Here is a 24,832-nt window from a genome sequence, read left to right on the forward strand (position 1 = left end):
TTCAAAATCTTAATTTATTAACTCTATAAGGTAACTAGAATGCTCTCTTTGTATAACCCTGCCGAGGCTAGATGGGGCGGATTTTTGCGCCTAAAATTTAGTAAAAATAGAAAAAACACTCATTTTTTTAATTTTAAGAGAGCATTTCAGATTACCATGACTGTTTTCTGTATATCTTATCTTAGTGTAGTTCATGCTAATGACAGCGTAGTTCGTGCTGGCGATAATTTACAGATAGGGATTCCACTGGTTGCTGGAATGATTTCAATAATCAAAGGTGACAATGAAGGAACCGCTCAATGGGCTGAGGGTGCTTTATGGACAGGTGTTGCAACACATAGCCTTAAATTTGCTGTTGATGCAGAGCGGCCGAATGGAAATGATAATAACTCTTTTCCATCTGGGCATACTTCTGCGGCTTTCCAAGGCGCGGCCTTTTTACAAATGCGTTATGGCTGGGAGTATGGTTTACCTGCTTATGCTGCTGCTTCTTATGTGGGTTATTCTCGAGTTCATGGTGACTACCATTATTGGCATGATGTCGCGGCTGGTGCTGCATTGGCAGTTGGGATTCAATACGCGATTACAGAAATGGGGATGACGGCTAGAAACTTTTTTATTACGCCTGTTGTTACTGATAATCAAGTTAGTTTACATGCTTCAATGAGTTACTAACCTTAAGCCCCCTGAAAGAGTTCATTGCTTGCTATGAATTCTTTCAGGGGGAATATTTAAGCTTCTAATTCTTCTACATGAGAGGGCTGTAACTCCTTCTCTCGTTGCTCTTCTCGCTCAGCCAGATGCTCTATTGCTAGTGAATTATAATTATCTCGTCTGGTAAGCTCAGCTAGCTGCTTTTCTCGCATCTCCTGAGTTGGTTCAACGCTTATATCTTTTGCTCTGCATCGCTCGTTTATTTCAGCGTTGTTTATATACAGATGTGACTCGTCTTTGTGTCTGCTGAGCGCTACATAAGTATTAGCTCTGTCCATGCTGCCGTTATAGAGTGTGAAAGTGTTGCCGTCTATCGTTGTGCCTTGGGAGCTGAACACAGTGAGAGCGTAGGCATGGCATAGATGAGCGCCTAGCTCATCGCTATACTCTGATGCTAAAAACGAAATGACTCTTTTATCATCTACTTCTATTGTGAATTGGACATCATTCTCTAATTGTTGAATTTCTTTTATTGTGCCAAGAGTGCCGTTCGAAACCCTTAATGATCGATATTCGTTTCTACAGAACTTGACTCTATCGCCAACTGAATACTTATATTCAAATAGCTTTTCTGCAATGCTGCACTTTAGAGGAATATGCTCTGTTCCCACTCGGCCTTCTTCAATATGAATGTTTCTAATGGCTTCACTGAGTGCTTTCACATCTTTCCATTGCTGAGCAAGAACGAGAGATTTTTTATTCGGGTACTCTCGTTGATAACGGTGCCAATCGCGTATTAGTGCTTCTTTTGTCTTGTCGTTGTTCTCAGACCAGTGAAGACATTTCTTTTCTTTCAGCGAATTCAATGCTCTTGTTGAGCACCCATCTCGAAGATCCGCTACAACTTGCTTTGCCCAATCTTGTCTTTGACGTCGAATAGTTTCAATACGTTGTGAGCCTAGAACTTCTGGTTGAGATAGGTAGCGTAGAACTCCACCTCTATTGATCGCATCTAATTGTTTATCTTCACCAGTCAGTATAATTTTACAGTTTGATGCTCTTGCCTCGAAAAGTAATACCTGTAAATCTGTACTAGGAAGTAACCCTGCCTCATCTATAACAAGGGCATCTACGTTTCTTAAAGGGTGTTTGTTGTCATTAATAGAATGAACTAGAGATGCAACCGTATGAGAGTGAATTCCTGTTTCTTGCATCAAGTTATTGGCTGCTTTTTTGGCTATGCAAGCACCTTGGATTCTTTTTCCCTGCTGCTCAAATGCAATCTTGGCAGCAAGCATGAGAGTCGTTTTACCTGCGCCTGCGCTACCTTGTGTAATAGATAAGTCACCAGAGCATAATGTGTATTGAACGGCGCTTTTTTGTTCTTCATCGAAAGAGAAGCCTAGTTGCTCTTCAGCTAGCGAAATTGCTTCATTCACTTGTTGTTCATTCATTGTTTTTGTATAGCTGTTAGCCAAAAACTTTGCGTCTTTTACCATTAAACGTTCACCTGTGATGACGTCTTCAGTGGTAAATTGCTGTACAAAACTATTCTCGGAATTCAGAGAAATGACCTCTTCATTTTGCAGTGTTTGAAGTACGAATTCTTCAGCTTGTATAGCGCTCATTCCACAATGTGACGCTCTAATTGCAGTCTCTTTGAATAAGTCTTGCTTAGTGAAAATAGCTTTTTTCTCTGTTAGTTCACTCAATATTACCGATTGGTCTAGCTCTTGTGGTTGAGTGGTTTTCTCAGATAGAGTTAGAGAGTCGATAAAGGATTCAGTTAAACCATATTTTTCTAATTCAAATTTCCATCTTTGAAAAAGAACGTCTTTATCTACTGTTTTTTTTGCTTTTCTAGTTATGGTTTTAATGCGAGCCCCTTCCTTACTTGAGCTGCTTTTTATGCCTGCTTTTTTTAGTTCCTTATCAATTTCTTTTGCTCGACTTGAATAAGCATCGCACGCCTTTTTTGACACACCTTTAAGGTGAAAAGAATCACCATCGGGCTCAATTTCGAACCCCAATTTTTGCATTTGAAATGCAAGTTCAGCGCGATAAATTGCCCCCGTGGCCATTTTCCAGCGGTATATGGAGTTCGACTCGACAGCCCCCCAGGTTCCATCTTCACGGGGGGACGTGTTTAGAATTAATACGTGATTATGGAGCTGCATTTGTTCGTTTCTATTTGTGCAATGGGAGAAGGCTGCAATTACAAAACCAGAGGCTTTTTCATGTTTTAAAGAGTTTTTGCCGCGTCGTGTCTTAGCAACTTGGCGCTCCATAAATCTAATAGTTTTGTTAACCGCTTGGCTCTTCGCGACCTCAATTTTCTTTTTTAGTTGAGGGGAGGCGCTAGCCCACACGATACTGACGCTTTTTGGCGCACTGAGAGTGCAGTCCCATGCAGCTCGTCTGTTATCTTTTCCTGCATTTTGTACGAGCGGTTCTCCAGAAGGAGAGAACCCCGTCATTAGCTGTTGATAGTCTGTGTCGTCAATGGTTTGACCGTGCAGCCCCAGAATTCTAGCTCCAATACCGAGCCAGTTACCTTTTGGCTCTCCATGACCTGAGTAGTAATCTTCCTTTTCGAGGTCCATATAGTAAGCAACATTGTTTACTGGGCTAATTGACATCATTGTTTATTCTCCTTTTGTTTAATCTGTTTGCTGGTTGCTTAACTTTTGGTTGTATATTGGATTTTGAGGTAGATTTGGTGAGCCATTTTGCTGGCACCTTTTTTTCCGCATCGCCTGAACCCTTAAATAGAGGCCATCGCAGCTTGTAAACAGCGTTCCAGCTTGGGATTTGCATAAAGCCCTCAACTCCATGTTTTGTAGGTTGGCCTAGCTGAATGAGCTCTGATGGTTTTACTAGTAGTTCATATGATCGTGTTCCTATGCGATCTGGGTGGTCGTAATTTGGTACTTCAGCTTCGTACTCCCCAAAAATACTTGCAGTGTTTTTTGCATCGCTTCCAACCGCTCCGACCCTAAATGCGATAACGTTAGATAAAAGATTGAGGATTGTGTTTGCTTCGTCCTCACTATAAATACTATGGAGCTGTGAAATAGATTGAGTACAAAGAACTGACCTAGCACCATTAGAGCGCCCGAGTTCTAACCACGCTGATATATTTGGATTACGTGGGAGGTTTGCGAATTCATCAACAAATAACCACGTTTTCCGATAAGATGAATTACTAAGCCCTAAAAAATGTTTAGTCATAAACGAGATGATGGCGTTACATAGAGGCTCACCTAGGTTTTTAAACTGGCTATCTGCTTGTACTATCACAATACGTTTCTTAGTGCTTTCTGTGACCCACTCTTTTAGGCTAAATGCTTTGTTATCTTGTTTTGGCCATGCTGTTGCTAGGGTTTCTATCCAGCTCAATTTACTCATGATGTGAGCATAAAAGCTGGTCGTGGTTTTGGAATTTGGTGTTAGTAATGGCTCCACGATAGGGTTGTGCTTAACCAATGTTGAGCGAGCCAGATCAAGAGGAGTTGTCAGCTGTTTATAGATGTCCTCCCAACCCCATGCTTGCCTCTTGGTGTTTATTAGCATCATGATCATACTTACTAGAATGATTCGAGCCCCTGAATCCCATAGAGGGTCTTTGCTGTTGGAATCAGGAATAAGGCATTGAGCTAGCAACTCAGCATCTTGCTTATTCTGGATATCACTAGAAATATCCCAAGAAGCACTCCTTGCGTCCCATGGTGCCAATAAAATCGTTGTATTTTTATTGAAAAACGATTGTGTATATTCCCCTTTCTCATCATAAATCAATGCGTAATCGCCGCGTTCAATAGCTTGCTTAACTAGAGGCTTGAATGCAGTAGATTTACCCGCACCAGTAGTGCCTAAGATCAGAAAGTTGTTTTGCTCTCTAAGCTCTGTAATCTTAATTTTCGGGTGTATCTGGATGCCTGATGTCGTTGACTTATTATCGTTTAAGTCTTTTTTATGCATGCTCTTGGCATGCCTGATAGCAGCTTCATCTTTGTATAATTTAGAGTCGCTAATGTAAGTTAACTCTTTGGTTTTTTCTCTAGATTTAACGCAAAATGTGACGAAAAATATAGAGAATAAAAAAGATATAAAAACAATAATTTGAATGTCTTTTTTCTGAATTAATTGATTAAATAAAGCCTCAAAACCAAAATTTCTTAATATATAGATATAATTAGAAAACGTTTCTATTGGCTTTAATTCATAGTAATGAGGTGAAATGTTAAAATATAAACTCATTAAGGCAAGAGTTACTGGAAGTAGTAGCAGTATGCAGGCCAAAATAAAAAATATAGATTTAAATATTTTATTAGATAAAATCATTATCAATTTCCTTTTTTAATTTTTAACTTTTGATAAATATGTTTTTTTAGCTTTTAAATGTTCTTGCTCATCTAGCCCTGCTATTACTGAAAGCATTTCAAAGATTCGTCTTTCTAATCTTTTCTCCAGTCGATCTATTTTTATATTCATATCTTCTAGGGCTAAGTGGTTTTCTGATAAATAGCGAATAAAAGCTGAAAGAGTCATATTATTATCTTCCGCAGCTTGTATAAATCGGTTATAGTGATGATTACTCGTGCGAAAAGTAATGCTTCTATCTTTTTCTGATCGTGTTTTTGAATTAGACATATTTATTTCTCTTAATGTATTTAATGTAAACACTATGAATTTATTATATTTTTTTGTAGAAAATTTAATATTTGTATTCATAGCTGATATCACGATAAACCATTGTTTTTAATAGGTTTATCGTGATGTTTTGACTTGATCTAATGCTTAAATGGAAGCGTTAAGGTCTGAATCACTTATAGCTTCTATTTCTCTTTGGACTGCTTTTTTAATTTCTTTTATGCATTTATGGTTTGATGGTGAAAAGTCACCTTTTTCGTTGAATACTTCATAGGCATCCATAACAATGCAATCTAGGTCTAGACCTTGACCTTGATATTTCTCGAAAAGTGGGGCATCCAAGTAATCGAGGGTAAGTGTTTGCAACCTATCCCATAGATTGGAATTGGCAAACACTATTTGACCTGTTCTGAGTGGATTTTCTTTTTCCTTCTTGGTTGGGCTTTTAGCGAAGGTACCGCGTAGTTTTTGATAAAGTTTTTTCATTTTATTCCCCTTATTTTTCTTCAAGCCAGTTGTTAATGTCTTTCAATTTCCACCCAATTACTCTTGGGCCGAGAGATAATGGCTCTGGTAGTAACCCAGCCTTTCTCCATCGATAAATTGTTGAGGGGCTAATTCCTAAAGCTCCTGATAATTCGTTAGCTCTTATAAAGAGCTTTGTTCCTGTTTTTATTGAAGTCTGCAACATGGCTCATTCTCCTGTTCCGCCCTAACAGTTATTGCTAGGTTCACTTGTCATTACCGATGTTTTTCCAAAAAAGTGGGTAAGATCTTTAAAATTTCTCAATCCATTTTTCATCGTGAGGATGAGACATTTCTCGCCCTCACTAACCGTTACCGATGGTTTTTCAAAATGTGGGAAAAATAACTAAAATTTCTCAATCCATTTTTCATCGTGAGGATGAGACATTTCTCGCCCTCACTAACCGTTACCGATGGTTTTTCAAAATGTGGGAAAAATAACTAAAATTTCTCAATCCATTTTTTATCGTGAGGATGAGACATTTCTCGCCCTCACTAACCGTTACCGATGGTTTTTCAAAATGTGGGAAAAATAACTAAAATTTCTCAATCCATTTTTCATCGTGAGGATGAGACATTTCTCGCCCTCACTAACCGTTACCGATGGTTTTTCAAAATGTGGGAAAAATAACTAAAATTTCTCAATCCATTTTTTATCGTGAGGATGAGACATTTCTCGCCCTCACTAACCGTTACCGATGGTTTTTCAAAATGTGGGAAAAATAATTAAAATTTCTCAATCCATTTTTGATCGTGAAGTTGAGTCATTTTTCGTCCTCACTGACCATTACCGATGGGTTTTCAAAAAGTGGGGAAGGAAATGAAAAAATGAAGTGATGTTTGGTATAGCGTTTTTAATATTGATTATTAATGAGTAACTGGTACTTTAAGTTGAAGGTTTTAGATGTATGTAAGAGGAAGAATGAATAGTTTTTTCTCTAAAAATGATGCAGAGGATTCCGTACTTCGAATGGGGTGGGTAGGTTATTAGACTCTCTATTTAACTTATTTCTTATAATAAATTACTTCGCAGATTGCATAGAGGAAATATGGAAGAACATACAGGCAAGCAGTTACTTGAAACTGTTGGAGAACATACAGACAAGCAGTTACTTGAAGCTATGGATAAGGGTTGCACCAAATCACTTGATGAATTTCAAAGGCGTTATAGGCCTCGTATAAAGTCTTTGTATGAAAAAGCCTTCCCTCAAACTCAAGGGTTTCTACGTTATAGTCGTGAAGACTTATATGAAGATATCGAAATGGAAGTGTGGGCTAAATTTTACAAGTCTCGACTCGATAAGGAATGGTACTTTGATGAGAATGATTCTATTGGTGGCCTTGTTCATCGCTGCGCTAGTAATTTGATTTCGGATAAGATTACCGTAGCTTTAAACCATCGCTCTCACCTAAGTAAAGAAAAAAGAATGGCTAGCTCTGACGAAGCCAAGAAAGTTGTTTCAATGCATCATGATGGTTTTGATGATAATGACGTTATAGGTAATACCGAATTCAATATCTTTGATGATATGGAATTACCGCCAGAGTTTACAAATAAGCTTCAAAGCCAGTTAGATCAGGAAGAGCAGGCTATCTATAGCTTATTATCTAAAGGTTTTAAACGCGCACAAATTTTAGATGAACTTGAGTTATCCATAGATAAATATATTGGTCGTCGTGAGAAGATAACAAAAAAGGCCATGGCATTACTTGCAGAGAGCTCTTCATAGAAGAGCTTTTTTCAAGGAAATTTTATCTATGCTTCTGAAGGGTGCATATGGATAATACTAATGTGAGCTCATAACCATAAATAAGAAGGAGTTAGAAATGTTAAATAGGGAAGCAGATACTCAATATAATGACTGGACTGGTGGGGCTGCATTTGATGATGATGATTTTAAAGCATTATCTGATTACGCGCTGAGTGCTGGTTACATTCAATCTAATGATGTGATTTATTCATTTGAAGCAAGCTACTTTCATTTGTCAGGAGAGATGTCAGTAACCATAAGTTATACAAATATGAGCTATGATGATTTTAAAGGATCAGGGGCTAACCTATCTACGAAAGATTTTGATTTGTCTGTGGCTGATTTTTATAAATTATTCAAAAGAGCGCATATTGCTGTGGCGAAAAAAGGTTTATAAGTGAAGTAATGAAGGGGCGGCATTTAGCCCCTTTAGCTATCTATCCTATATGCATATACAGTCTTTGTTCAAATATAGATGACGTAATATTTATCTCTGCCACAATAGTATTTGCAAGCTGTGAAATCGCGTCTTTTCTTTCATCGAAATAATCATATCTATCATAAATTCCTTCGACCCCTCTAATTTTATGATTTAAGCAGCGCTCCGCTACATGGCTAGGAACACTATTCTGAGCTAACAGGCTTCGGCAGGTTCTTCTTAAATCATGTACAACAAAGTGCTCAATACCATGTTCACCTAAGATATTTGGTAGTGGCTGTTTTTTGGAGTCTACTTTTTGTCCAAACAGCTTTGCTAGGGCGTGGTTTAATGTGTCGTCGCTAATATACTTTCGTCTTTTGCTAGCTCTTCTTGAAGGGAATACATACTCTGATCCATTCGCTCTTACCATTAATTCTTGAAAGATAGGCTTCAGTTGATCAGGTAATGGTATTTTGATCTGAGCTACTGTTTTTGTCTTATTCGCATCTAGGATCCATACCATTTTTTTAAAGTCGAATTCACTCCATTTTGCAGAAATAAGTTCGCCTTTACGGACTCCTAAGACAAGGAGGAGGGCTAGAGCTAAGTAGTTTTCTCTCGTCATGATGTCTGTATGACGTTCAAAAACTTTAAATACAGTTTTTATTTCATCTAAAGATAACGCTCTATCTCTTGATTTCTCAGCCCCTCCAGCGTCTTTTTCAGTAAATGGGGCTGCTGGGTTATTGGCTAGAAGGTCTAATTTAAGAGCGTGGTTGAATAGCTGTTTACAATAATTAAGTGCATCATTTGCAATCGAAGGGCGGCCACTTTTGTTGATCGTTCGAATGATTTGTAAGATATCTCTTGAATTAACCTTATCTACTGCCAGTTCACCAATATAAGGCGATATATCTTTGCGATATACACGGGCTGGGATTTGAGGGTTTTTCAAATGACGTTCACATTCAGAGAGCCAATCTTTAGCGACATCATTGACGGTGTTAAAGTGAGGGAGTTTATTTCTTTTTTCTCTGCAATAGGATCAACGCCTTCTTTGATAGAGGCTCTTGTCTGTATTGCTTTTAGTTTGGCTTCACTGAGAGGTAGCCCTTCAGGAGGTTTTCCATAACGTCCTAAACTAATTTCTCTACGTTTACCGTTAATGGTATATCTAAGCACCCAAAATGCACTTTTCTGCTCTGTGACTCGAAAGTATAGCCCTGTATCGACTTTGAACTTTCCGACCTTTCCTGCTTTTAGTGTGGCTTTTAATTGAGCATCATTCATAGTGATAAAATAATTGGTGACAGATGGTTTGATTCTAGAATATTAGAATTTATTTGTCACCAATTATGCCACCAGTTTAATGCGGTTTTATGAATTAATATGAATGCTAATAAAAACTATAATTCATATAAGTTGTTGCTTTTTATGGGATTTAGTTTGTTATGGCATTCTATGAAATGCTATTCAATATTCTGTATCTGTTCTCTCATTTGTTCGATTAATACCTTCAATTCCACGGCGCTTTGTGTGGTTTCAACAACGATGGATTTGGATGACAAGGTGTTGGCTTCGCGGTTGAGTTCTTGCATGAGGAAGTCGAGGCGGCGGCCGATTGGGCCTTTTTGCTGTAGTTGGCGACGAACTTCTTTGGTGTGTGTGGCGAGGCGATCCAGTTCCTCTGCGACGTCGGCTTTTTGAGCCAGTAGAACGATTTCTGTTTCTACGCGCATTGGATCAAGGTCGGCTTTTGCTGCTTCGAGTTTGTCTATAAGGTTCTGTTTCTGTGCGGCGATGATTTCAGGCAATTTAGCTTGTACTTCGACGACGATGGCGTCGATAGCGTCTAGTCGTTGTTCGATAATTTCTTTTAGCTGAGTGCCTTCGCGTAGTCGCACTTGAATCAATTCATCCACGCTTTGGTTAAATAGTTCAACAACGGCTTTCTTCATCATTTCAGCGTCTGTGCCTTCGTCGCTCAAGATGCCTGGCCATTTTAGTATATCAAGTGGGTTTGCTGGATCTAGGTCTTTAAACCAAGTACCAAGGGTGTCAATCGCAGTCGCTAATGCTTGAGCATTGGTTGGGTTGATTTTTAGACTGGTTGCGGCTTTGTCTACTCCTTGAAAACGCAGTTGGCATTCTAATTTTCCGCGGTTGAGTTTTTTGCGCAGTACATCTCTAAAAGAGAATTCAAGCTCGCGGAAGTTTTCTGGTAGACGAAAGTTAGGCTCTAGATAACGTTGATTTACGGAGCGAACTTCCCAGCTAATTGTGCCCCAATCGTATACGGCTTCTTGGCGTGAGAAGGCTGTCATGCTTGCAGTCATGTTGAGTACCTAGGTAAAAGAATAAATAGAGAAAACAAAGGTGATATTGTAGCTTAACCGGGAGGGGTTCGACAGTTTAGCTTATTGTGGATTTTTCCACTTATTGTAATGCTTTCTGTTTGCTGAGCGCGCAATTTTGTGTGGGTTCGTTATAATTGCGCCTTTATCGTGTTAATTAATAGAGAGAGCCAATATGCGTCCTAGCGGAAGAGCAGTAGATCAGTTACGTCCCCTTAAAATTACCCGTCACTTTACCAAGCACGCGGAAGGTTCTGTGTTAATTGAATGTGGTGATACCAAGGTTATTTGTACTGCTACTGTCGTTTCTGGTGTGCCGCGTTTTTTGAGAGGCAAAGGGCAAGGTTGGATCACTGCTGAATACGGCATGTTGCCTCGTTCTACTGGCAATCGTATGGATCGTGAAGCTGCTCGTGGTAAGCAAAATGGACGTACGGTTGAGATTCAACGTTTGATAGGCCGTTCTTTACGTGCCGCCGTAGATCTTAAAAAGTTAGGTGAAAACACCATCACGATTGACTGTGATGTGATTCAAGCTGATGGCGGAACTCGTACTGCGTCTATTACGGGTGGTTTTGTTGCCTTAGCTGATGCGATGAACAATCTAGTTGAAAGTAAAAAAGTAAAAACAAATCCTATTGTTTCGCAAATCGCGGCTATCTCTGTTGGTGTTTATAAAGGGGTTCCCGTTTTAGATTTGGATTACCCAGAAGATTCCAATGCAGAAACCGATATGAACGTCATTATGAATGACAAAGGCGGTTTCATTGAGATTCAAGGTACGGCTGAAGGCGAAGCATTCAGTGATGAACACATGATGGGAATGCTGGCTGTAGCTCGCAAAGGTATTGCAGAAATCATTGCCGCACAGACCGCTGCGTTAGCTGAAAAATAAGTCACCATTATTTCTCGTTCTACTAAAATCTCGCTTCGGCGAGATTTTTTGTTTTATTACTTGGTTCTTACCATTCCGTTTGAGTACGTAGTGAAGGAAATATCTATGAATAGTGTGTTAGATTTGAGTATGACGATCTCTTCCCTTTCCACTGATTGAATGGAGTACTATGTCAACACTTCGAAAAAGTCTTTTTTATAGCCAAATAAAAAAATCTTTGTGGTTTTTATGCTTTTTACTGTTGATTATTAGTGTGTGTTTTATTCGAGAGGATTGGCAAAATCAAAAAGTTGCTCTTCAGAAACAAATTTTATCTTCCTTACGTAGCGTAGAGTATTTTGCATCAGAAGCTGTGGCAGGTTCAAACCGATCACAAGCGGAAAATGTACTGCAGGGGCTGATGAATCACCTAGCCTATTACGAAACTAGACTCGAAGATGCTCAAGGTAGAGTATTGGCAAGTACCTACCGACCTTTAGCAGATGTATCTACCCGTTGGTTTTCCGATCTCTTTTTTAGAGGGCTTCCTAAACAGTTTTCCTTGGATCTTATGGTAAATGGTCATCATGTTGGTAAGTTAATTACTAATGTGGATACCGCAGAGTTGATAAAAGCTTTTGTGATACGAAATCTTCGTGGCACCTTGCTTGTCTTTGGGTCAGCGGTATTGCTGGGAGGGATGATTTTCTTTTTAGTCTATGTGCAGTTGTCTCGTCCGTTATTTCGTTTAACTAACCAACTTAGTGTACTTGATGAAGCCGAAGTTGACCCGGAGCAAGTTGAGTTCAAAGAAACGGCGCGGGATGATGAGCTTGGTATATTAGCTCGAACGATTGCGGCGCTTTGGCACAAACGCAGGAAGGTCGAAACAGAGCTGGCGAAAAGTGAAGCCTACTTTAAAGCTGTTTTACACCAATCTAGCGAATCTATGTTGTTAACTGACTTAAACGGAAAAATCTTAGATACGAATGATCAAACCAGTCGGTTATTGGGCTATGACACAGAAACATTACTTACTTTAAATATCCAAGAAATTGATCCGGAGCAAACACCGAGTCTTCTTAAACAATGGTCTGTTGCATCTATGCAGGATGCAAAAACCTATGAAGCGGATTATGTGAGAAAGGATGGTAGTTACTTTCCTGTAGAAGTATGCGGCAATATTATTACCTTGGATAAAGACGACTTTTTCCTCGCTTCTTTTAGAGACATTACTCAGCGGAGAAAAGATGAAGAGCAAGTTAAGTTTCTTGCTTATTACGACGCTTTGACCAGCTTACCGAATCGTCGATTTTTGAATCAAAACTTAGCAAAGGTGATCGCTGAGGCTCGTGAAAATAATCATATTGGTGGGTTAATTTTTCTCGATCTTGATCGTTTTAAAAGTATTAATGATTCTATGGGACACCATGTTGGTGATGCACTTTTAGAAGAGGTTGCACAACGTATTGTTTCTTCTTTGTCTGAACCAGAAATTGCAGTTCGGATTGGTGGTGATGAATTTGTTTTATTACTTCCTGTGCTTGGTAGAAGCCTTGAAGAAGCACAATATAAGGTGTCGCAACTGGCGGAATCCTTGTTGTTTAAGCTTTCTCAAATGTTCCGCTTGGATGAAACCGATGTATTTATTTCAGCCAGTATTGGTATCAGCTTGTTTCCGTTGGAAAACGAGAATGACATCCAAATACTTCGTCAGGCAGATACGGCTATGTATGATGCTAAGGTGAAAGGGCGCAACCAATATTGTTTTTATCGTCAGGAAATGCAGCAAGAAGTGACGGAAAAACTCGCTTTAGAAAAAGCCTTACATGGAGCAATAAATAAAAACGAATTTTCTTTGGTTTATCAGCCCCAAGTCAATATCGACGGTCAACTAGTTGGATTCGAGACATTACTACGTTGGTTTAATGATGAGCTTGGACAAGTGTCGCCAAGTCGTTTTATTCCTGTTGCTGAAGAAGCTGGTTTGATTGAAGAAATCGGTTTTTGGGTGTTAGACAATGCTTGCCGACAACTAAAGGTCTGGCAGGAAAAAGGTTTGCCTGATTTGTTTGAAAGTATTGCGATCAACATTAGCCCTTATCAGTTTGCTAAAGGCGACTTTGTTGACACTATTAAAAGAGTAATAGAAAAGCATCAGATTAATCCTAGCTTGTTGGACCTCGAAATTACTGAGGGCATGCTGGTGGAAGAAATGTCTTCAGTGACTGATAAAATGTTACAGCTCAAGGAGTTAAATATACGATTCTCAATTGATGATTTTGGGACGGGTTATTCATCATTGCGTTATATACAGCACTTTCCACTCACTCAGTTAAAAATTGACCAATCGTTTGTCAGAGATCTATCTGGTGATAACAGCAACAGTTCGATTATCAATACAATCGTCTCTATGGCTTCTCATATGAATTTATCTGTCTTGGCCGAAGGTGTGGAAAGTCTTGAAGAGAAATTAATTTTAGAAAAAATAGGTTGTGATCGATATCAGGGTTATTACTTTTCCGTACCTCTTGCAGAAGAAGTCGCTGGCCAATATTTACATCAAGATGTTCGGTTTCCTTTGAACTCCTAATTATAATCTGTCATAGGCTGGCGATAAATGTCAGTTATTGTGCGCGTTTTTGAGCCTCACAAGGTGATGGTTCTTTGCGATGATCTGTTCACAATAAAAATAAGGAGATATAAGGTGAACAAGTTTATCAGTGTTGGCGTAATCGCCATGATGCTAGGTTCAGGTGTGCAAGCATCTAATCTAGATGGAAAATGGGTACTACAAGACGCAGACAATACACAAACCAAATTAGATGAAGCGGTTGAAAACGTTGCCCAAGAAATGAACTTCTTTATACGTGCTTTGGCACGTCCCGTTTTAAAAAAACAAACACAAGTTTGTCAGCAGTGGTTATTGAGCCAAACTGCAAATCAATTCCAATGGCAATGTGACAGTGAAGAAGTCGATACCATTTCGCTTTCAGCCAGTGGCGAAGTCATTAAAAAAGACGAAGAAGGCGTTGAAATTTCTGGCACATATCAAGAAACAGAGACTTCTGTTGTCGTTGTTCTCGAGTCCGAAAGGGGAATACGAACCAATACATGGCAAAGTGTGAGTGATAATGAACTGATCTATACCGTCAAGCTGGAATCAGAGAAATTGCCAACTCCGCTAACTTGGACTTTGACCTATAAGAAGTAACAGTCCAATAGGGTGTTATTTTTAAATGCTTGGTTGAAAACAAAGAAATCCCCAGTAGATATTGTCTGCTGGGGATTTCTTATTGCTCTTCTTTAGAGCTTGAAAGCACTAAAGAATGGATATTAACGCTTAACTGCACCAGATGGAGCGAATTTAGCGGCATCAACTGGAGAGTTGTTCTGGATGTATTCAACCAAAAGGTCTGCATCAACATAACCAGAGTTTACATAGTTAGGGTGATCAGTCACTTTAGGGTAGCCATCACCACCTGTTGCTACATAGCTATTTATTGCAACACGGTAAGTTTTGCTAGGATCTAATGGACTTCCATTCACAACAATATTAGTTGCTTTGCCATCTTTCAGTGTTAGAGCCACACCATCGAATTGACCGAATGCGCCAGTACCCGCTTGTTTTGATGCAATAGCAGAAAGGTAATCTGTTAGCTCAGTTGCATTAAAATCAACATAAGACACCATGTTTCCGAAAGGTTGTACTTGAAGTACGCTTTTATAAGTCACAATGCCTTTTGCTAAGTTATCGCGAATACCACCAGAGTTCATGATGCCGATGTCTGCATTCACTTTCTCTTTCATTGCTTTAGCAATTAGGTTACCCAAGTTTGTTTCTTGGTTACGAACAACACTACGATCACCAATAAAGTCATCTGTAGAGAAGCCAATTTCTACATTAAGCTCTTTCTGACCATTTGCTTGGAAAGGCGTTAACATATCAAGCATATCTGGATCTTGTGCGATTTCGTCTTGGATGAAAACGCGAACCGATTTGCCATCAGCGTCTTTTACTTTTTTCTTAAGGTTAACTGGGATTAGCTCATATTCAGACCATACAATAGCGCCATTTTTATAAACGAAATCCAAACGACCTACATACTTGCCCCATTCGTGAGCTTGTAAAATCAAAGTGCCATTTTGCTCATCAGGTTGGAACAATGGATTTTGAGAGTGACCACCAACAACAACATCAATACCTGGAACAGCACGAGCCAAAGCTACGTCACCAGGTGCATTGCCGCCGTGGTTACCATTTGCATAGTGACCCATGTGAGTAACTGCAATCACTATGTCTGCTTTTTTACGCAGCTCAGGAACCAATTTTGAAGCAACTTCAATAGGAGACTCTATTTTGATGCCTTCTAGATATTCTGGATTACCAAGTTTCACAGTATCGTCTGTCGTCAGACCCATTACTGCAATTTTAAGATCATTTACTTGAAATATTTTGTACGCTTCAAACAGTGGTTTGCCTGTTTTTTCATCAAGAATGTTAGCGGATAGGAAAGGAAAACCTGCCCATTCTTGTTGCTTTTTCAATACAGAAAGTGGGTTGTCAAATTCGTGATTACCCAATGCCATTGCATCGTACTTGATCATGTTCATGCCACGGAAATCTGGCTCAGCATCTTGAAGGTCTGATTCTGGAACACCTGTATTGATGTCGCCGCCAGAAAGTAACAAAGAGCTACCGTCATCTAATGCCACTTCTTCACGGATGTTATCGATCAATGTTTTACGAGCAGCCATGCCGTATTCGCCATTTCTGTTTTGCCAAAAACGACCGTGATGGTCATTGGTGTGCAAGATAGTCACTCGATATTCTTTGTCTTCTTGCCAATTTGGTTGCTGAGGCCCCATCATAGAACAGGCTGTCACAGATAGAGCGACACCTGTAATCGCAAGATTTGCGACAAAACGTTTAGTTAATTTCATTTTTTGGTTCCCTTGGTGATATTAAATCGACAGATTTTGGGTTCTTTGATAATCAAATAGCCATTAGTAAGTCAGAGTAGTGAATTACTGTTCTACAAAATGTATCGCATATTTGTGACAAGTTCGAGGGACTGTGCAGTAATTTTGACCATTTGTGCAACAACAAGCGCTTTTTAAGCAAAAAAATGCCTGTTTACGAAGCGGATGTCGTAAACAGGCATTTTTTTGCAATCTGATAAAGATGTTTTATCAAATGTTTTTTTAAGCAGTCGACCTTTGATTACTTATCGAGGCGCTGTCCTGTCTCTTGATCAAAAACAACCGCTTTGGATGTGTCGAACATCATCTGGATAATGGAACCGGCTTCTGCTGGATACATTGGATTAGAGCGACAGTTAATTTCAGCATCGTTAACACGAGTTAAAATCATGGTATCGGCACCCATTGGCTCAGTGACTTCTACTTCAATTTCCGTTGTAGTCACAAAAGGTTGACCTTCTTTGTGTGGCTGTGGTTCTGTGATCATTTCAGGGCGTAGGCCAAGTAAGATGGTTTTTCCTACGTAGGCTTCTAAAGCTTCTGATTTTGGGAAGGGTAGAGCAGCACTGGATGTGGTCGCCAATTCCAACATAGGTTTGCCATCTTGAGAGATAACCTTAGCAGGAATAAAATTCATCGCAGGGGATCCCATGAACCCAGCAACAAAAAGGTTAGCTGGATTATCATAAATCTCTTGAGGTGAACCAAGCTGCTGAACTTCACCGTCTTTCATTACCGCAATACGATCTGCTAAGGTCATAGCCTCTATTTGATCATGGGTTACATAAACGATGGTCGTACCCAGCTTCTTATGTAGCTTCTTGATCTCTGTACGCATCTCTACACGTAATTTTGCATCAAGGTTTGAAAGTGGCTCATCAAACAAGTAAAGCTGAGGGCGACGGGCTAAGGCGCGTCCCATAGCAACACGCTGACGTTGTCCACCAGACAATTGTGCCGGTTTACGATTCAGTAGATGACTGATTTGCAACATATCTGCTACACGTTGTACTTCAATCTGACGCTCTTCTTTTGGTACTTTACGCATTTCTAGACCAAACGAAATATTTTGCTCAACCGTCATGTTTGGATACAAGGCGTATGACTGAAACACCATGGCGATATCACGATCTTTTGGGCTTGTGTAAGTAACATCTTTGTCCGCGATTAAAATACGACCTTCTGTAACGTCTTCAAGTCCTGCGATCGAGTTCATCAAGGTGGATTTGCCACAGCCGGATGGACCGACCAGAATTAAAAACTCACCCGCTTTAATAGAGATATTGATGCCTTTTAATATCTCAGTATTACCGTAGCTTTTTTTAACATTTTCAATGACTAGGTTTGCCATGTTATTACTCCAAATTTTGTCTTATCACTCATGCTGTGAAACGTAAAAGGCACGAATGTGAGAGGTTCTCTAAAATCGTCTTTAAGGTGCTTGCTATTATTTTTGACTAGAAAGTCATTAACCTTTTACTGCTCCAGCGGTTAAGCCACGGACGAAGTATTTTCCTGCGAAGATATAAACGAGTAGGGTTGGTAATGCCGCAATAATCGCCGCCGCCATGTCTACGTTATATTCTTTGCCGCCAAAACTGGTGTTAACCAAGTTATTCAGTGCGACGGTAACGGGTTGCGTTTCAAATCCAGAGAAAGCCACGCCAAATAGGAAGTCGTTCCAAATTTGTGTGAACTGCCAAATTACGGTAACCACTATGATTGGCGTCGATACAGGAAGAATAATTCGGTAAAAAATAGTGAAGAAGCCTGCACCATCAAGGCGAGCTGCTTTAACTAGTTCTCCTGGAATAGACTGATAGAAATTACGGAAAAACAGAGTGGTAAAGGCCACACCGTAAACCACATGAACAAATACTAACCCAGTAGTTGTGTTTGCAATGCCCAACCAACCTAATGTGCGTGCCATTGGTAACAAAATAACTTGGAACGGAATGAAACAACCGATAAGCAAGGCTGCAAAAAACAGATCACTGCCACGAAATTTCCAAAGAGAAATAACATAGCCATTAATCGCTCCTAATAGGGTTGAAATCAGCACGGCTGGTATCACTATCTGAAATGAGTTCAAGAAATAAGGTGAAATACCGCCACAGCTATTACCTGTACAAGCGCTAGACCAGGCTTTTACCCAAGAGTCAAAATGCAATGAAGCTGGCAAAGAAAGTAATGTGCCCGTGCGAATTTCTTCGACGTCTTTTAAAGACGTTATTAACATGACAACAAAAGGTACTAAATAGAACGCAGCAACTGTGATTAATACTGTGTACAAGGCAACTCGTAATACTTTGTCTAGAACCGAAGTTTTGCGACCAAGTGCTCTTTTATTTATAGCATTATGGTTACTCATGGCGTTCACCTCGCAATTCTGAATACAAATAAGGAACCAATATTGCTAATACGCATCCGAGCATCACCATTGCCGATGCTGAACCTAGGCCAACTTGGCTACGGGTAAAGGTGTGTGCGTACATGAAGTTGGCTGGTAAGTCGGAAGAGTAACCAGGGCCACCATTGGTGAGAGCCGCCACCAAATCGAAACTCTTAATAGCAATGTGGGAGAGAATCACTAAAGCACTGAAGAAGACAGGTTTCAGTGATGGCAAAATAATACGGCGATAAGTGGTAAAGGTGTTTGCGCCATCAAGATGAGCCGCTTTAATCAGGTCGCCATCAACACCACGAAGACCCGCTAAAAACAACGCCATGACAAAACCAGAGGCTTGCCAAACAGCAGCAATGACTAAACAGTAAATGACCATATCTGGATCTGAGAGCCAATTAAACTTGAAATCTTCGAAGCCCAAATCAACCATCATCTTTTCGATGCCATTAGTTGGGTTCAATAGCCACTTCCATGCGGTACCTGTGACGATGAAAGAGATCGCCATTGGATAAAGATAGATGGTACGGATTGCACCTTCAGCACGAATCTTTTGATCCAAGAAAATGGCTAATACAACGCCAAGGAACAAACAGATAGCAATAAATAAACCACCGAAGACACCTAAATTAGTCAGTGCCACTATCCAGCGGTCATTGTTGAATAGACGCTCGTATTGATCAAAGCCGACAAAATTGTAAGACGGCAACATACGAGAGTTGGTGAAAGAAAGAATGGCGGTCCAAATCATATAACCGTACATGCAGACCAAGGTGATGATCATTGTTGGTGCCATGACGATTTTCGGCATCCAGTCAGCCAAGCTTAGGCGTGCAGGACGTCCTGACCTAGTCTGAGCTGACTCAGAATTGGTGGCTTTAGTGTTCATAATTGATGCTTCACTATAGAAGAGATTGTAACAAAACGACTGTGCTCGATGATGCTGTGTTAAAACTTCACTCATCTTGCCTGTGACTTTTTGTGACATTCTCTAAGAAATCTTAAGAAGAGGCTGGCAAGAGGGGCCAGCCTCGTATGCTTTTATTTACAGGCATTGGCTGTCATTTTCATGGCAGCCAATGTTGTAAATGGATCTTACATACTTGCTTTAACAGCGCGAGCTAGCTTATCTACTGCTTCTTTAGATGTCATAGATTCATCGTTAAAGAAGTTAGTCACAACATCAAAGATAGCGCCTTGAACCATAGAGTTCACAGCCATGCCGTGAGCCATACTTGGTACCAAGTTGCCAGTTGTTGAGCTTGCTAGGAAAGAATCCATTGCTGAATGAGCGCAAGAATCGAACTTATCGCGAGGCATGTTCAAGCGAGTTGGGATAGAACCCTTGTTCAAGTTAAATGTTTCTTGGAATTTAGGTTCAAGAATCAAACGAGCAAGATCTTTTTGAGCCGCTTGTTTTTCTTTACCATCTACTTTAAACATGGCTAGAGAGTCGATATTGAAAGTGAATGCGTTGCTTGTACCCGGAGCTGGGAAACAAACATAATCAACGCCTGCTTTTTTGCCTGCAGCAGTAAATTCACCTTTCGCCCAATCTCCCATGATTTGCATTGCTGCATCACCATTGATAACCATAGAGGTTGCAATGTTCCAGTCGCGACCAGAGAAACCTGGGTCAACGAATTCACGCATTTGCTTGAAAGTATCAAAAACGTCGATCATGTCTTGGCTGCGCAATGTTTTGTCAGTCAAACCAATGAAAGCGCTGCTGTAGAACTGGGAACCTTTAGAAAGCGCAATGGCTTCAAAAAGCGTCGCGTCTTGCCAAGCTTGACCACCGTGAGCAAGAGGAGTGAAACCTGCTGCTTTGATTTTCTTCGCTTCAACAATAAACTGATCCCATGTTGTTGGGATAGATGCGCCTGATTTACGGAATACTTCAGGGTTTGCCCACATCCAGTTTACGCGGTGAACGTTAACTGGTGCCGCAACATAGTGACCATCGTATTTCATTGTGTCGCTAACAACGCGAGGTAAAACCACGTCCCAATCACTGGCATCTGCAACATCATCAAGATTAGTAAGGAAGCCTAGATCGCCCCATTCTTGAATAGTTGGGCCTTTGATTTGAGCAGCAGAAGGAGGGTTGCCAGCAATGGCACGGGATTTAAGAACAGTCATTGCTGACTCACCGCCACCACCTGCGACTGCGAAGTCTTTCCAAGTGTGGCCGGCATCAACCATTTCTTGTTTAAGTACATTGATCGCAGCGGCTTCGCCACCAGATGTCCACCAATGTAGAACTTCTACGTCGCCTGCGTGACTAGTTGACGCGGCAAGAGAAAGAGCAACAGCACTTAAACCGAAAGCAATTTTTTTCATGATAGTGACCTTTTTTATTGTTATATCGTCTAGTCAATGACATAGGGTACATTGACATTGCGTTAATCATTTCGACGCAGCTTGTTGAAGTTCAACATAAGCTCGCGACCGAGTTACAGAATTTAGCAAAGGATTGGTCTGTGTGGGGTAAAGTAGAGCAACCTATTGTAACGAAGTCTTGCATTGGTGATGCGAATACAACATTCCTTGATGAAACACTCTTAATGGCGAGGTAGTTTAGTTGTCGCTTCTAATCCTTGTTGAGGGTGATTGCTTAGGGTGACTTCGCCGCCATGAGCACGAGCAATATTCCGTGCAATACTGAGGCCCAAGCCCATGCCGCCAGGGTGACCCGAATGATCCGGTGTTAGTCGTGTATAAGGTTGAAAGACTTTATCAATCTTGTCGATTGGAATGCCTGGGCCTTGATCGCAAATTCGAATACAAACTTCGTCTTCATTATCTTCAATAAAAACCGTGGCTGTTTTTCCGTAGTACAAAGCATTGTCGACGAGATTACCTAGGCAGCGTTTGATTGCCAGAGGTTTGCCAATAAAGGCATGTTTTAATTCACCAATAACAGTGAGTCTTTCGCCATTGCTATTCACTGCGGATTGCATGTCTTTGAGCATTCGAGAAATATTGACGTCGATGCGATTTTCATGAATATCCGTTTCTTTTACGCTTTGCAGAGCGCCTTTTACCAACATATCCAGATCTTCAAGATCACGAATCATAGCTTCTCGAACGTCATCGTCATCTAGCATTTCTGCCCGCAGATGCAAGCGTGTAATAGGAGTTTTCAAATCGTGTGAAATAGATGCGAATAACCTTTCTCTGTCGTTTAAATAACGTTGTATACGTCTCTGCATATCGTTAAAGGCTTTTGCAGTATTACGAACTTCAACACTGCCGACTTCTTTGATGGGGTGCCAATCACCTTGTCCAAAGCGCTCTGCTGCACGAGCCAATGAAGCAAGTGGGCGAGTTACTCGCCTTAAAATTAGAATGCTGAGCAATAATACAGTGATAACAGACATGGCCATGGAAAAGAGGCGATCGCCACTCAATGCTGATGTACCATCAAGAAAATAAGGATCGGGCATCAAGCTCGCCAAATATAACCAATCTGTATCATTGATTGGGATTTGGATGACGATAATGGGTGGCGTAAGCGGTTTAACTAATAAACTGTGATGTCCCCATCGTTCAGGTAAGTCTGCAAGACGTGTGTGATTATTAATAACGTGTAAATCACTCGGGCTTGAGAAAGCTATTTGAGCATTATGAATGCCTAATTGCTTGACCAATGTGGATTGTACTTGGTTTTTCACAATGTCTTTAAGTGGCGAATCTGGAATGTGGTTAATCAAGATTTCTTCTTTGTTTAAAGTAACAAAGAAGCGAGTTCCACCCATGTCTTGTAATTGATCGATAACGATATGACGATAGTTTGTTGGCAAAGACTTGAAGTAACTGACGGTGGCTGCGATCCGAAAGGCCATGTGTTTCGAAACTTCACGTACGTTCTCTTCGGTGTCTGATTCTAATTGACGTAACCAGATGGTGGAGCTGATAAACTGCGCGCTTGCCACTCCTAACGCCATGATGATGAGGAGTTGCCCTGTCAAAGACTGCGACCAGCGTTTGATGCGGGAGCTTTGGCTTTCTGGCAAGTTAGCTGACATGGCTAATGGCTTCAACATCAGAAGTTAAAATATAACCTTGGCCTCGAACGGTTTTGATTAATTGTGGATGACGGGCATCTTCACGTAAACGTTGACGTAAGCGGCTAACGTGAACATCAATAAAGCGATCAAGGGGAGCGCTGTCTCTTCCTCTGGTATTTTCCGCAATGTGCTCTCGCGTCAGTACTTCTCCTGGGTGATTCAAAAACAACATAAGTAAGTTGTAATCCGCCCCTGATAAAGACTCTTTTTCTTCGTTTACCTGCAACTCTCTCGACATGGTGTCTAGAGTAAATTGAGCGAAGCGATAAAAGCGATGGGTCACTGTCGGTGTTTTAATGACTTCGGTATGTTCCATTCGTCTAAGAATAGCCTTAATCCTAGCGAGTAACTCACGAGGGTTAAAAGGTTTAGCAAGATAGTCGTCTGCACCAATTTCTAAGCCAATAATACGATCCGTTTCGTCTGAGTTTGCTGTAAGCATTATTACGGGTACTTGAGATTGTGTTCTAAGTGAACGGCACACAGCAAAGCCATCTTGACCTGGAAGCATGATATCTAAGATCACCAAATCAACCTGTTGAGAGGGTTTAAAGTCCTCTAAAAAAGTCTCACCTGATTCAGCTGTTAATACAGTGAATTGGTGTTTTTCCAAATAAGTTTTGAGCAGAGAGCGGATCTCGTTGTCATCGTCTACAACATAGATGCATTTGGATTGGGTCATTTTTTTGCTCGAAAGGTTATTTTTTTAATTGTCATATATCTTCGAGTCTAGCAAGAAAGAAAGAGAGGGTGAACTAATTGCATTTATTAGTTTGAACCGTTCCAGTTCAATCTATAGGATTAAAAACCTAAGTTATTTAAATAAATTAAATTGATTTAATGTTCCTTGCCCTGCATAATTTTTCGCCTAACCTTATTTATATCTGCACAGCATCTAGTTGTGTATTAAAAAGAGAGCAAAACAATGACAACAAAAGTGATGGCATTTGGCGAAGCCTTAATTGATTTTTTATCTAATGGTGCAACTCAGGCCGGAGAACTGGAATCTTTTACTAAGTTTCCAGGTGGCGCGCCAGCTAATGTAGCCGTTGCTGTAGCGCGTTTAGGTGGTAATAGTCACTTTGTTGGGCAAGTTGGCGATGATGCCTTTGGTCACTTTTTGAAAGAATCATTAGACAGTTATGGCGTGAACACTGACAACATGTTGATGACAACCGAAGCCAAAACTGCTTTGGCGTTTGTTAGCTTGGATCAAACTGGCGAACGTAGTTTTGAATTCTACCGCAGCCCTTCTGCAGACATTTTATTCGGTGAAGACGACTTTAAGGGCGCTTGGTTCTCTCAAAGCCAAGGTGTTTTTCATACCTGCTCTAATACATTAACAGATGCAGATATTACAAAAGCGACATTAGCTGGTGTAAGTATGGCGCGTGCTGCCAATTGGGTTGTGAGCATCGACGTAAATTTGCGTACAAACCTGTGGCCCAATGGACAAGTAGATAAACAACGAGTCATTGATTGGATGCAAAGTGGTGATGTAGTGAAAGCCAGCTTGGAAGAGCTTGCTGTATTGGCTGATGACCCATTTGTATTGATTGAGCAAACATTAGCGGCAGGTGTGACATTATTTGTGTTAACGGATGGAGCTAATGCTATTCGCTTCTACACAGCAGCTCATGGTGAGAGTGAGGTTGTGACACCTAAAGTGGAAGTAAAAGACACAACGGCTGCGGGTGATGCCTTTGTGGGCGGCTTACTTTATAAATTGGCTGAGCAAGGTGGTAGTCAGGCATCTTTGGCCACATTATCAAAGCAAGCCTTGATTGATATCGTGCGTTTTGCTGCGGCGTGCGGTGCTGATTCTGTAACAAAATTAGGAGCGTATCCATCTTTGCCATCTTTGGCAGAAGCTGAGGCACAGTTAGAACGTTTTTGATTAAGTATCAGAAAGCTGCTCTAAATCAACTACCCACGTTACTCTCACTATTAGAATAGCGTGTGGCTCATTTTTTGAATTTAAAAAGCGTGGCCTTGCCACGCTTTTTTTATGTCTGGGAAATAAGTTATCAAGGGCAAATAAACCGTATAAAAAATGATATGTTTTTGACGGTTTTTATTTGATAACTTGCTGAATTTATAATGGAATCTTTATTTTGATGGTTTTTTAATCAACAAGAGT

23 protein-coding genes are annotated in these 24,832 nt (G+C 40.4%); 8 read left to right on the top strand and 15 right to left on the bottom strand.

Translation table 11 applies throughout. From position 1 onward, the window contains the following. Positions 1-156 precede the first annotated feature (156 nt). Entirely contained in the window at positions 157-675 is a 519-nt protein-coding gene (locus AC0L3Y_RS05965) for a phosphatase PAP2 family protein (RefSeq protein WP_473469883.1), read from the top strand. A gap of 56 nt (positions 676-731) precedes the next feature. On the opposite strand, the gene mobF is transcribed toward AC0L3Y_RS05965, so the two are convergent. From mobF to AC0L3Y_RS05990, 5 genes are all read right to left on the bottom strand, one after another. After that, complete coding sequence (gene mobF / locus AC0L3Y_RS05970; protein ID WP_473469885.1) at positions 732-3,296, bottom strand: MobF family relaxase; 2,565 nt, start codon at positions 3,294-3,296, stop codon at positions 732-734. Beyond that, the gene (locus AC0L3Y_RS05975; RefSeq protein ID WP_473469887.1) at positions 3,283-4,998 is read right to left on the bottom strand and encodes a type IV secretion system DNA-binding domain-containing protein; all 1,716 of its coding nucleotides are present in this window, start codon (positions 4,996-4,998) and stop codon (positions 3,283-3,285) included. Before AC0L3Y_RS05975 ends, mobF begins: the two co-directional genes overlap by 14 nt. Positions 4,999-5,013: 15 nt before the next feature. Next, on the bottom strand, positions 5,014-5,307 hold the full coding sequence (locus tag AC0L3Y_RS05980; RefSeq protein ID WP_473469889.1) for a hypothetical protein: 294 nt from the start codon (positions 5,305-5,307) through the stop codon (positions 5,014-5,016). Between the two features lie 147 nt (positions 5,308-5,454). Continuing rightward, positions 5,455-5,793 carry a hypothetical protein gene (locus AC0L3Y_RS05985; RefSeq protein ID WP_473469891.1) on the bottom strand — a complete coding sequence of 113 codons (339 nt, stop codon included), beginning with the start codon at positions 5,791-5,793 and terminating at the stop codon, positions 5,455-5,457. Positions 5,794-5,803: 10 nt separating this feature from the next. Next, entirely contained in the window at positions 5,804-5,998 is a 195-nt protein-coding gene (locus AC0L3Y_RS05990; protein WP_473469893.1) for a helix-turn-helix transcriptional regulator, read from the bottom strand. A gap of 883 nt (positions 5,999-6,881) precedes the next feature. On the opposite strand from AC0L3Y_RS05990, the gene AC0L3Y_RS05995 reads away from it, so the two are divergent. Both AC0L3Y_RS05995 and AC0L3Y_RS06000 read left to right on the top strand, forming a co-directional pair. Next, positions 6,882-7,562, top strand: coding sequence for a hypothetical protein (locus AC0L3Y_RS05995; protein ID WP_473469895.1), 681 nt, complete (start codon positions 6,882-6,884; stop codon positions 7,560-7,562). A 97-nt stretch (positions 7,563-7,659) separates the two neighbouring features. Next, positions 7,660-7,980 (top strand): hypothetical protein, encoded by a 321-nt coding sequence (locus AC0L3Y_RS06000; protein ID WP_473469897.1) that lies wholly within the window; start codon positions 7,660-7,662, stop codon positions 7,978-7,980. 40 nt (positions 7,981-8,020) lie between these two features. On the opposite strand, the gene AC0L3Y_RS06005 is transcribed toward AC0L3Y_RS06000, so the two are convergent. From AC0L3Y_RS06005 to AC0L3Y_RS06015, 3 genes are all read right to left on the bottom strand, one after another. Further along, on the bottom strand, positions 8,021-8,959 hold the full coding sequence (locus AC0L3Y_RS06005; protein ID WP_473469899.1) for a tyrosine-type recombinase/integrase: 939 nt from the start codon (positions 8,957-8,959) through the stop codon (positions 8,021-8,023). Continuing rightward, on the bottom strand, positions 8,956-9,294 hold the full coding sequence (locus AC0L3Y_RS06010; RefSeq protein WP_473469901.1) for an Arm DNA-binding domain-containing protein: 339 nt from the start codon (positions 9,292-9,294) through the stop codon (positions 8,956-8,958). Before AC0L3Y_RS06010 ends, AC0L3Y_RS06005 begins: the two co-directional genes overlap by 4 nt. A gap of 179 nt (positions 9,295-9,473) precedes the next feature. Then, positions 9,474-10,340 (bottom strand): YicC/YloC family endoribonuclease, encoded by an 867-nt coding sequence (locus tag AC0L3Y_RS06015; RefSeq protein ID WP_473469903.1) that lies wholly within the window; start codon positions 10,338-10,340, stop codon positions 9,474-9,476. Between the two features lie 193 nt (positions 10,341-10,533). Between AC0L3Y_RS06015 and rph the strand changes: the two genes are divergently transcribed. From rph to AC0L3Y_RS06030, 3 genes are all read left to right on the top strand, one after another. Further along, positions 10,534-11,253 (top strand): ribonuclease PH, encoded by a 720-nt coding sequence (rph, locus tag AC0L3Y_RS06020; protein WP_473469905.1) that lies wholly within the window; start codon positions 10,534-10,536, stop codon positions 11,251-11,253. Between the two features lie 169 nt (positions 11,254-11,422). Continuing rightward, the gene (locus AC0L3Y_RS06025; RefSeq protein ID WP_473469907.1) at positions 11,423-13,825 is read left to right on the top strand and encodes a putative bifunctional diguanylate cyclase/phosphodiesterase; all 2,403 of its coding nucleotides are present in this window, start codon (positions 11,423-11,425) and stop codon (positions 13,823-13,825) included. A gap of 114 nt (positions 13,826-13,939) precedes the next feature. Next, positions 13,940-14,446, top strand: coding sequence for a hypothetical protein (locus tag AC0L3Y_RS06030; RefSeq protein ID WP_473469909.1), 507 nt, complete (start codon positions 13,940-13,942; stop codon positions 14,444-14,446). A 122-nt stretch (positions 14,447-14,568) separates the two neighbouring features. Here AC0L3Y_RS06030 and ushA read toward each other — a convergent pair whose 3' ends face one another. From ushA to AC0L3Y_RS06055, 5 genes are all read right to left on the bottom strand, one after another. After that, positions 14,569-16,176: a bifunctional UDP-sugar hydrolase/5'-nucleotidase UshA gene (gene ushA, locus AC0L3Y_RS06035; RefSeq protein ID WP_473469911.1), complete on the bottom strand. Its 1,608-nt coding sequence runs from the start codon at positions 16,174-16,176 to the stop codon at positions 14,569-14,571. A 280-nt stretch (positions 16,177-16,456) separates the two neighbouring features. Further along, the gene (locus AC0L3Y_RS06040; RefSeq protein ID WP_473469913.1) at positions 16,457-17,566 is read right to left on the bottom strand and encodes an ABC transporter ATP-binding protein; all 1,110 of its coding nucleotides are present in this window, start codon (positions 17,564-17,566) and stop codon (positions 16,457-16,459) included. Positions 17,567-17,683: 117 nt separating this feature from the next. Then, the gene (locus AC0L3Y_RS06045; protein ID WP_473469915.1) at positions 17,684-18,586 is read right to left on the bottom strand and encodes a carbohydrate ABC transporter permease; all 903 of its coding nucleotides are present in this window, start codon (positions 18,584-18,586) and stop codon (positions 17,684-17,686) included. Then, the gene (locus AC0L3Y_RS06050) at positions 18,579-19,508 is read right to left on the bottom strand and encodes a carbohydrate ABC transporter permease (RefSeq protein WP_473469917.1); all 930 of its coding nucleotides are present in this window, start codon (positions 19,506-19,508) and stop codon (positions 18,579-18,581) included. Before AC0L3Y_RS06050 ends, AC0L3Y_RS06045 begins: the two co-directional genes overlap by 8 nt. A 206-nt stretch (positions 19,509-19,714) precedes the next feature. Then, positions 19,715-20,962 carry an ABC transporter substrate-binding protein gene (locus AC0L3Y_RS06055; RefSeq protein ID WP_473469919.1) on the bottom strand — a complete coding sequence of 416 codons (1,248 nt, stop codon included), beginning with the start codon at positions 20,960-20,962 and terminating at the stop codon, positions 19,715-19,717. A gap of 17 nt (positions 20,963-20,979) precedes the next feature. On the opposite strand from AC0L3Y_RS06055, the gene AC0L3Y_RS06060 reads away from it, so the two are divergent. Continuing rightward, a complete protein-coding gene (locus AC0L3Y_RS06060) occupies positions 20,980-21,198 on the top strand; it encodes a hypothetical protein (RefSeq protein WP_473469921.1) in 219 nt (72 codons plus the stop codon). Here the strand turns inward: AC0L3Y_RS06060 and AC0L3Y_RS06065 are convergent. Both AC0L3Y_RS06065 and AC0L3Y_RS06070 read right to left on the bottom strand, forming a co-directional pair. Continuing rightward, a complete protein-coding gene (locus AC0L3Y_RS06065) occupies positions 21,184-22,650 on the bottom strand; it encodes an ATP-binding protein (RefSeq protein WP_473469923.1) in 1,467 nt (488 codons plus the stop codon). The two genes, AC0L3Y_RS06060 and AC0L3Y_RS06065, sit on opposite strands and share 15 nt — an antisense overlap. After that, complete coding sequence (locus tag AC0L3Y_RS06070) at positions 22,640-23,374, bottom strand: response regulator (protein ID WP_473469925.1); 735 nt, start codon at positions 23,372-23,374, stop codon at positions 22,640-22,642. Before AC0L3Y_RS06070 ends, AC0L3Y_RS06065 begins: the two co-directional genes overlap by 11 nt. Before the next feature lie 243 nt (positions 23,375-23,617). On the opposite strand from AC0L3Y_RS06070, the gene AC0L3Y_RS06075 reads away from it, so the two are divergent. Beyond that, positions 23,618-24,589 (top strand): carbohydrate kinase family protein, encoded by a 972-nt coding sequence (locus tag AC0L3Y_RS06075; RefSeq protein WP_473469927.1) that lies wholly within the window; start codon positions 23,618-23,620, stop codon positions 24,587-24,589. Positions 24,590-24,832: the final 243 nt, after the last annotated feature.

The organism is Marinomonas sp. GJ51-14, assembly GCF_055808695.1.

Coding starts and splice junctions, on each gene's coding strand:
- AC0L3Y_RS06075 (WP_473469927.1), top strand. CDS start 23,618: ATGACAACAAAAGTGATGGCATTTGGCGAAGCCTTAATTGATTTTTTA.
- AC0L3Y_RS06070 (WP_473469925.1), bottom strand. CDS start 23,374: ATGACCCAATCCAAATGCATCTATGTTGTAGACGATGACAACGAGATC.
- AC0L3Y_RS06010 (WP_473469901.1), bottom strand. CDS start 9,294: ATGAATGATGCTCAATTAAAAGCCACACTAAAAGCAGGAAAGGTCGGA.
- AC0L3Y_RS05995 (WP_473469895.1), top strand. CDS start 6,882: ATGGAAGAACATACAGGCAAGCAGTTACTTGAAACTGTTGGAGAACAT.
- AC0L3Y_RS05965 (WP_473469883.1), top strand. CDS start 157: ATGACTGTTTTCTGTATATCTTATCTTAGTGTAGTTCATGCTAATGAC.
- ushA (WP_473469911.1), bottom strand. CDS start 16,176: ATGAAATTAACTAAACGTTTTGTCGCAAATCTTGCGATTACAGGTGTC.
- AC0L3Y_RS06045 (WP_473469915.1), bottom strand. CDS start 18,586: ATGAGTAACCATAATGCTATAAATAAAAGAGCACTTGGTCGCAAAACT.
- rph (WP_473469905.1), top strand. CDS start 10,534: ATGCGTCCTAGCGGAAGAGCAGTAGATCAGTTACGTCCCCTTAAAATT.
- AC0L3Y_RS06000 (WP_473469897.1), top strand. CDS start 7,660: ATGTTAAATAGGGAAGCAGATACTCAATATAATGACTGGACTGGTGGG.
- AC0L3Y_RS05985 (WP_473469891.1), bottom strand. CDS start 5,793: ATGAAAAAACTTTATCAAAAACTACGCGGTACCTTCGCTAAAAGCCCA.
- AC0L3Y_RS06025 (WP_473469907.1), top strand. CDS start 11,423: ATGTCAACACTTCGAAAAAGTCTTTTTTATAGCCAAATAAAAAAATCT.
- mobF (WP_473469885.1), bottom strand. CDS start 3,296: ATGATGTCAATTAGCCCAGTAAACAATGTTGCTTACTATATGGACCTC.
- AC0L3Y_RS05990 (WP_473469893.1), bottom strand. CDS start 5,998: ATGTTGCAGACTTCAATAAAAACAGGAACAAAGCTCTTTATAAGAGCT.
- AC0L3Y_RS06015 (WP_473469903.1), bottom strand. CDS start 10,340: ATGACTGCAAGCATGACAGCCTTCTCACGCCAAGAAGCCGTATACGAT.
- AC0L3Y_RS05975 (WP_473469887.1), bottom strand. CDS start 4,998: ATGATTTTATCTAATAAAATATTTAAATCTATATTTTTTATTTTGGCC.
- AC0L3Y_RS06050 (WP_473469917.1), bottom strand. CDS start 19,508: ATGAACACTAAAGCCACCAATTCTGAGTCAGCTCAGACTAGGTCAGGA.
- AC0L3Y_RS06055 (WP_473469919.1), bottom strand. CDS start 20,962: ATGAAAAAAATTGCTTTCGGTTTAAGTGCTGTTGCTCTTTCTCTTGCC.
- AC0L3Y_RS06065 (WP_473469923.1), bottom strand. CDS start 22,650: ATGTCAGCTAACTTGCCAGAAAGCCAAAGCTCCCGCATCAAACGCTGG.
- AC0L3Y_RS06040 (WP_473469913.1), bottom strand. CDS start 17,566: ATGGCAAACCTAGTCATTGAAAATGTTAAAAAAAGCTACGGTAATACT.
- AC0L3Y_RS05980 (WP_473469889.1), bottom strand. CDS start 5,307: ATGTCTAATTCAAAAACACGATCAGAAAAAGATAGAAGCATTACTTTT.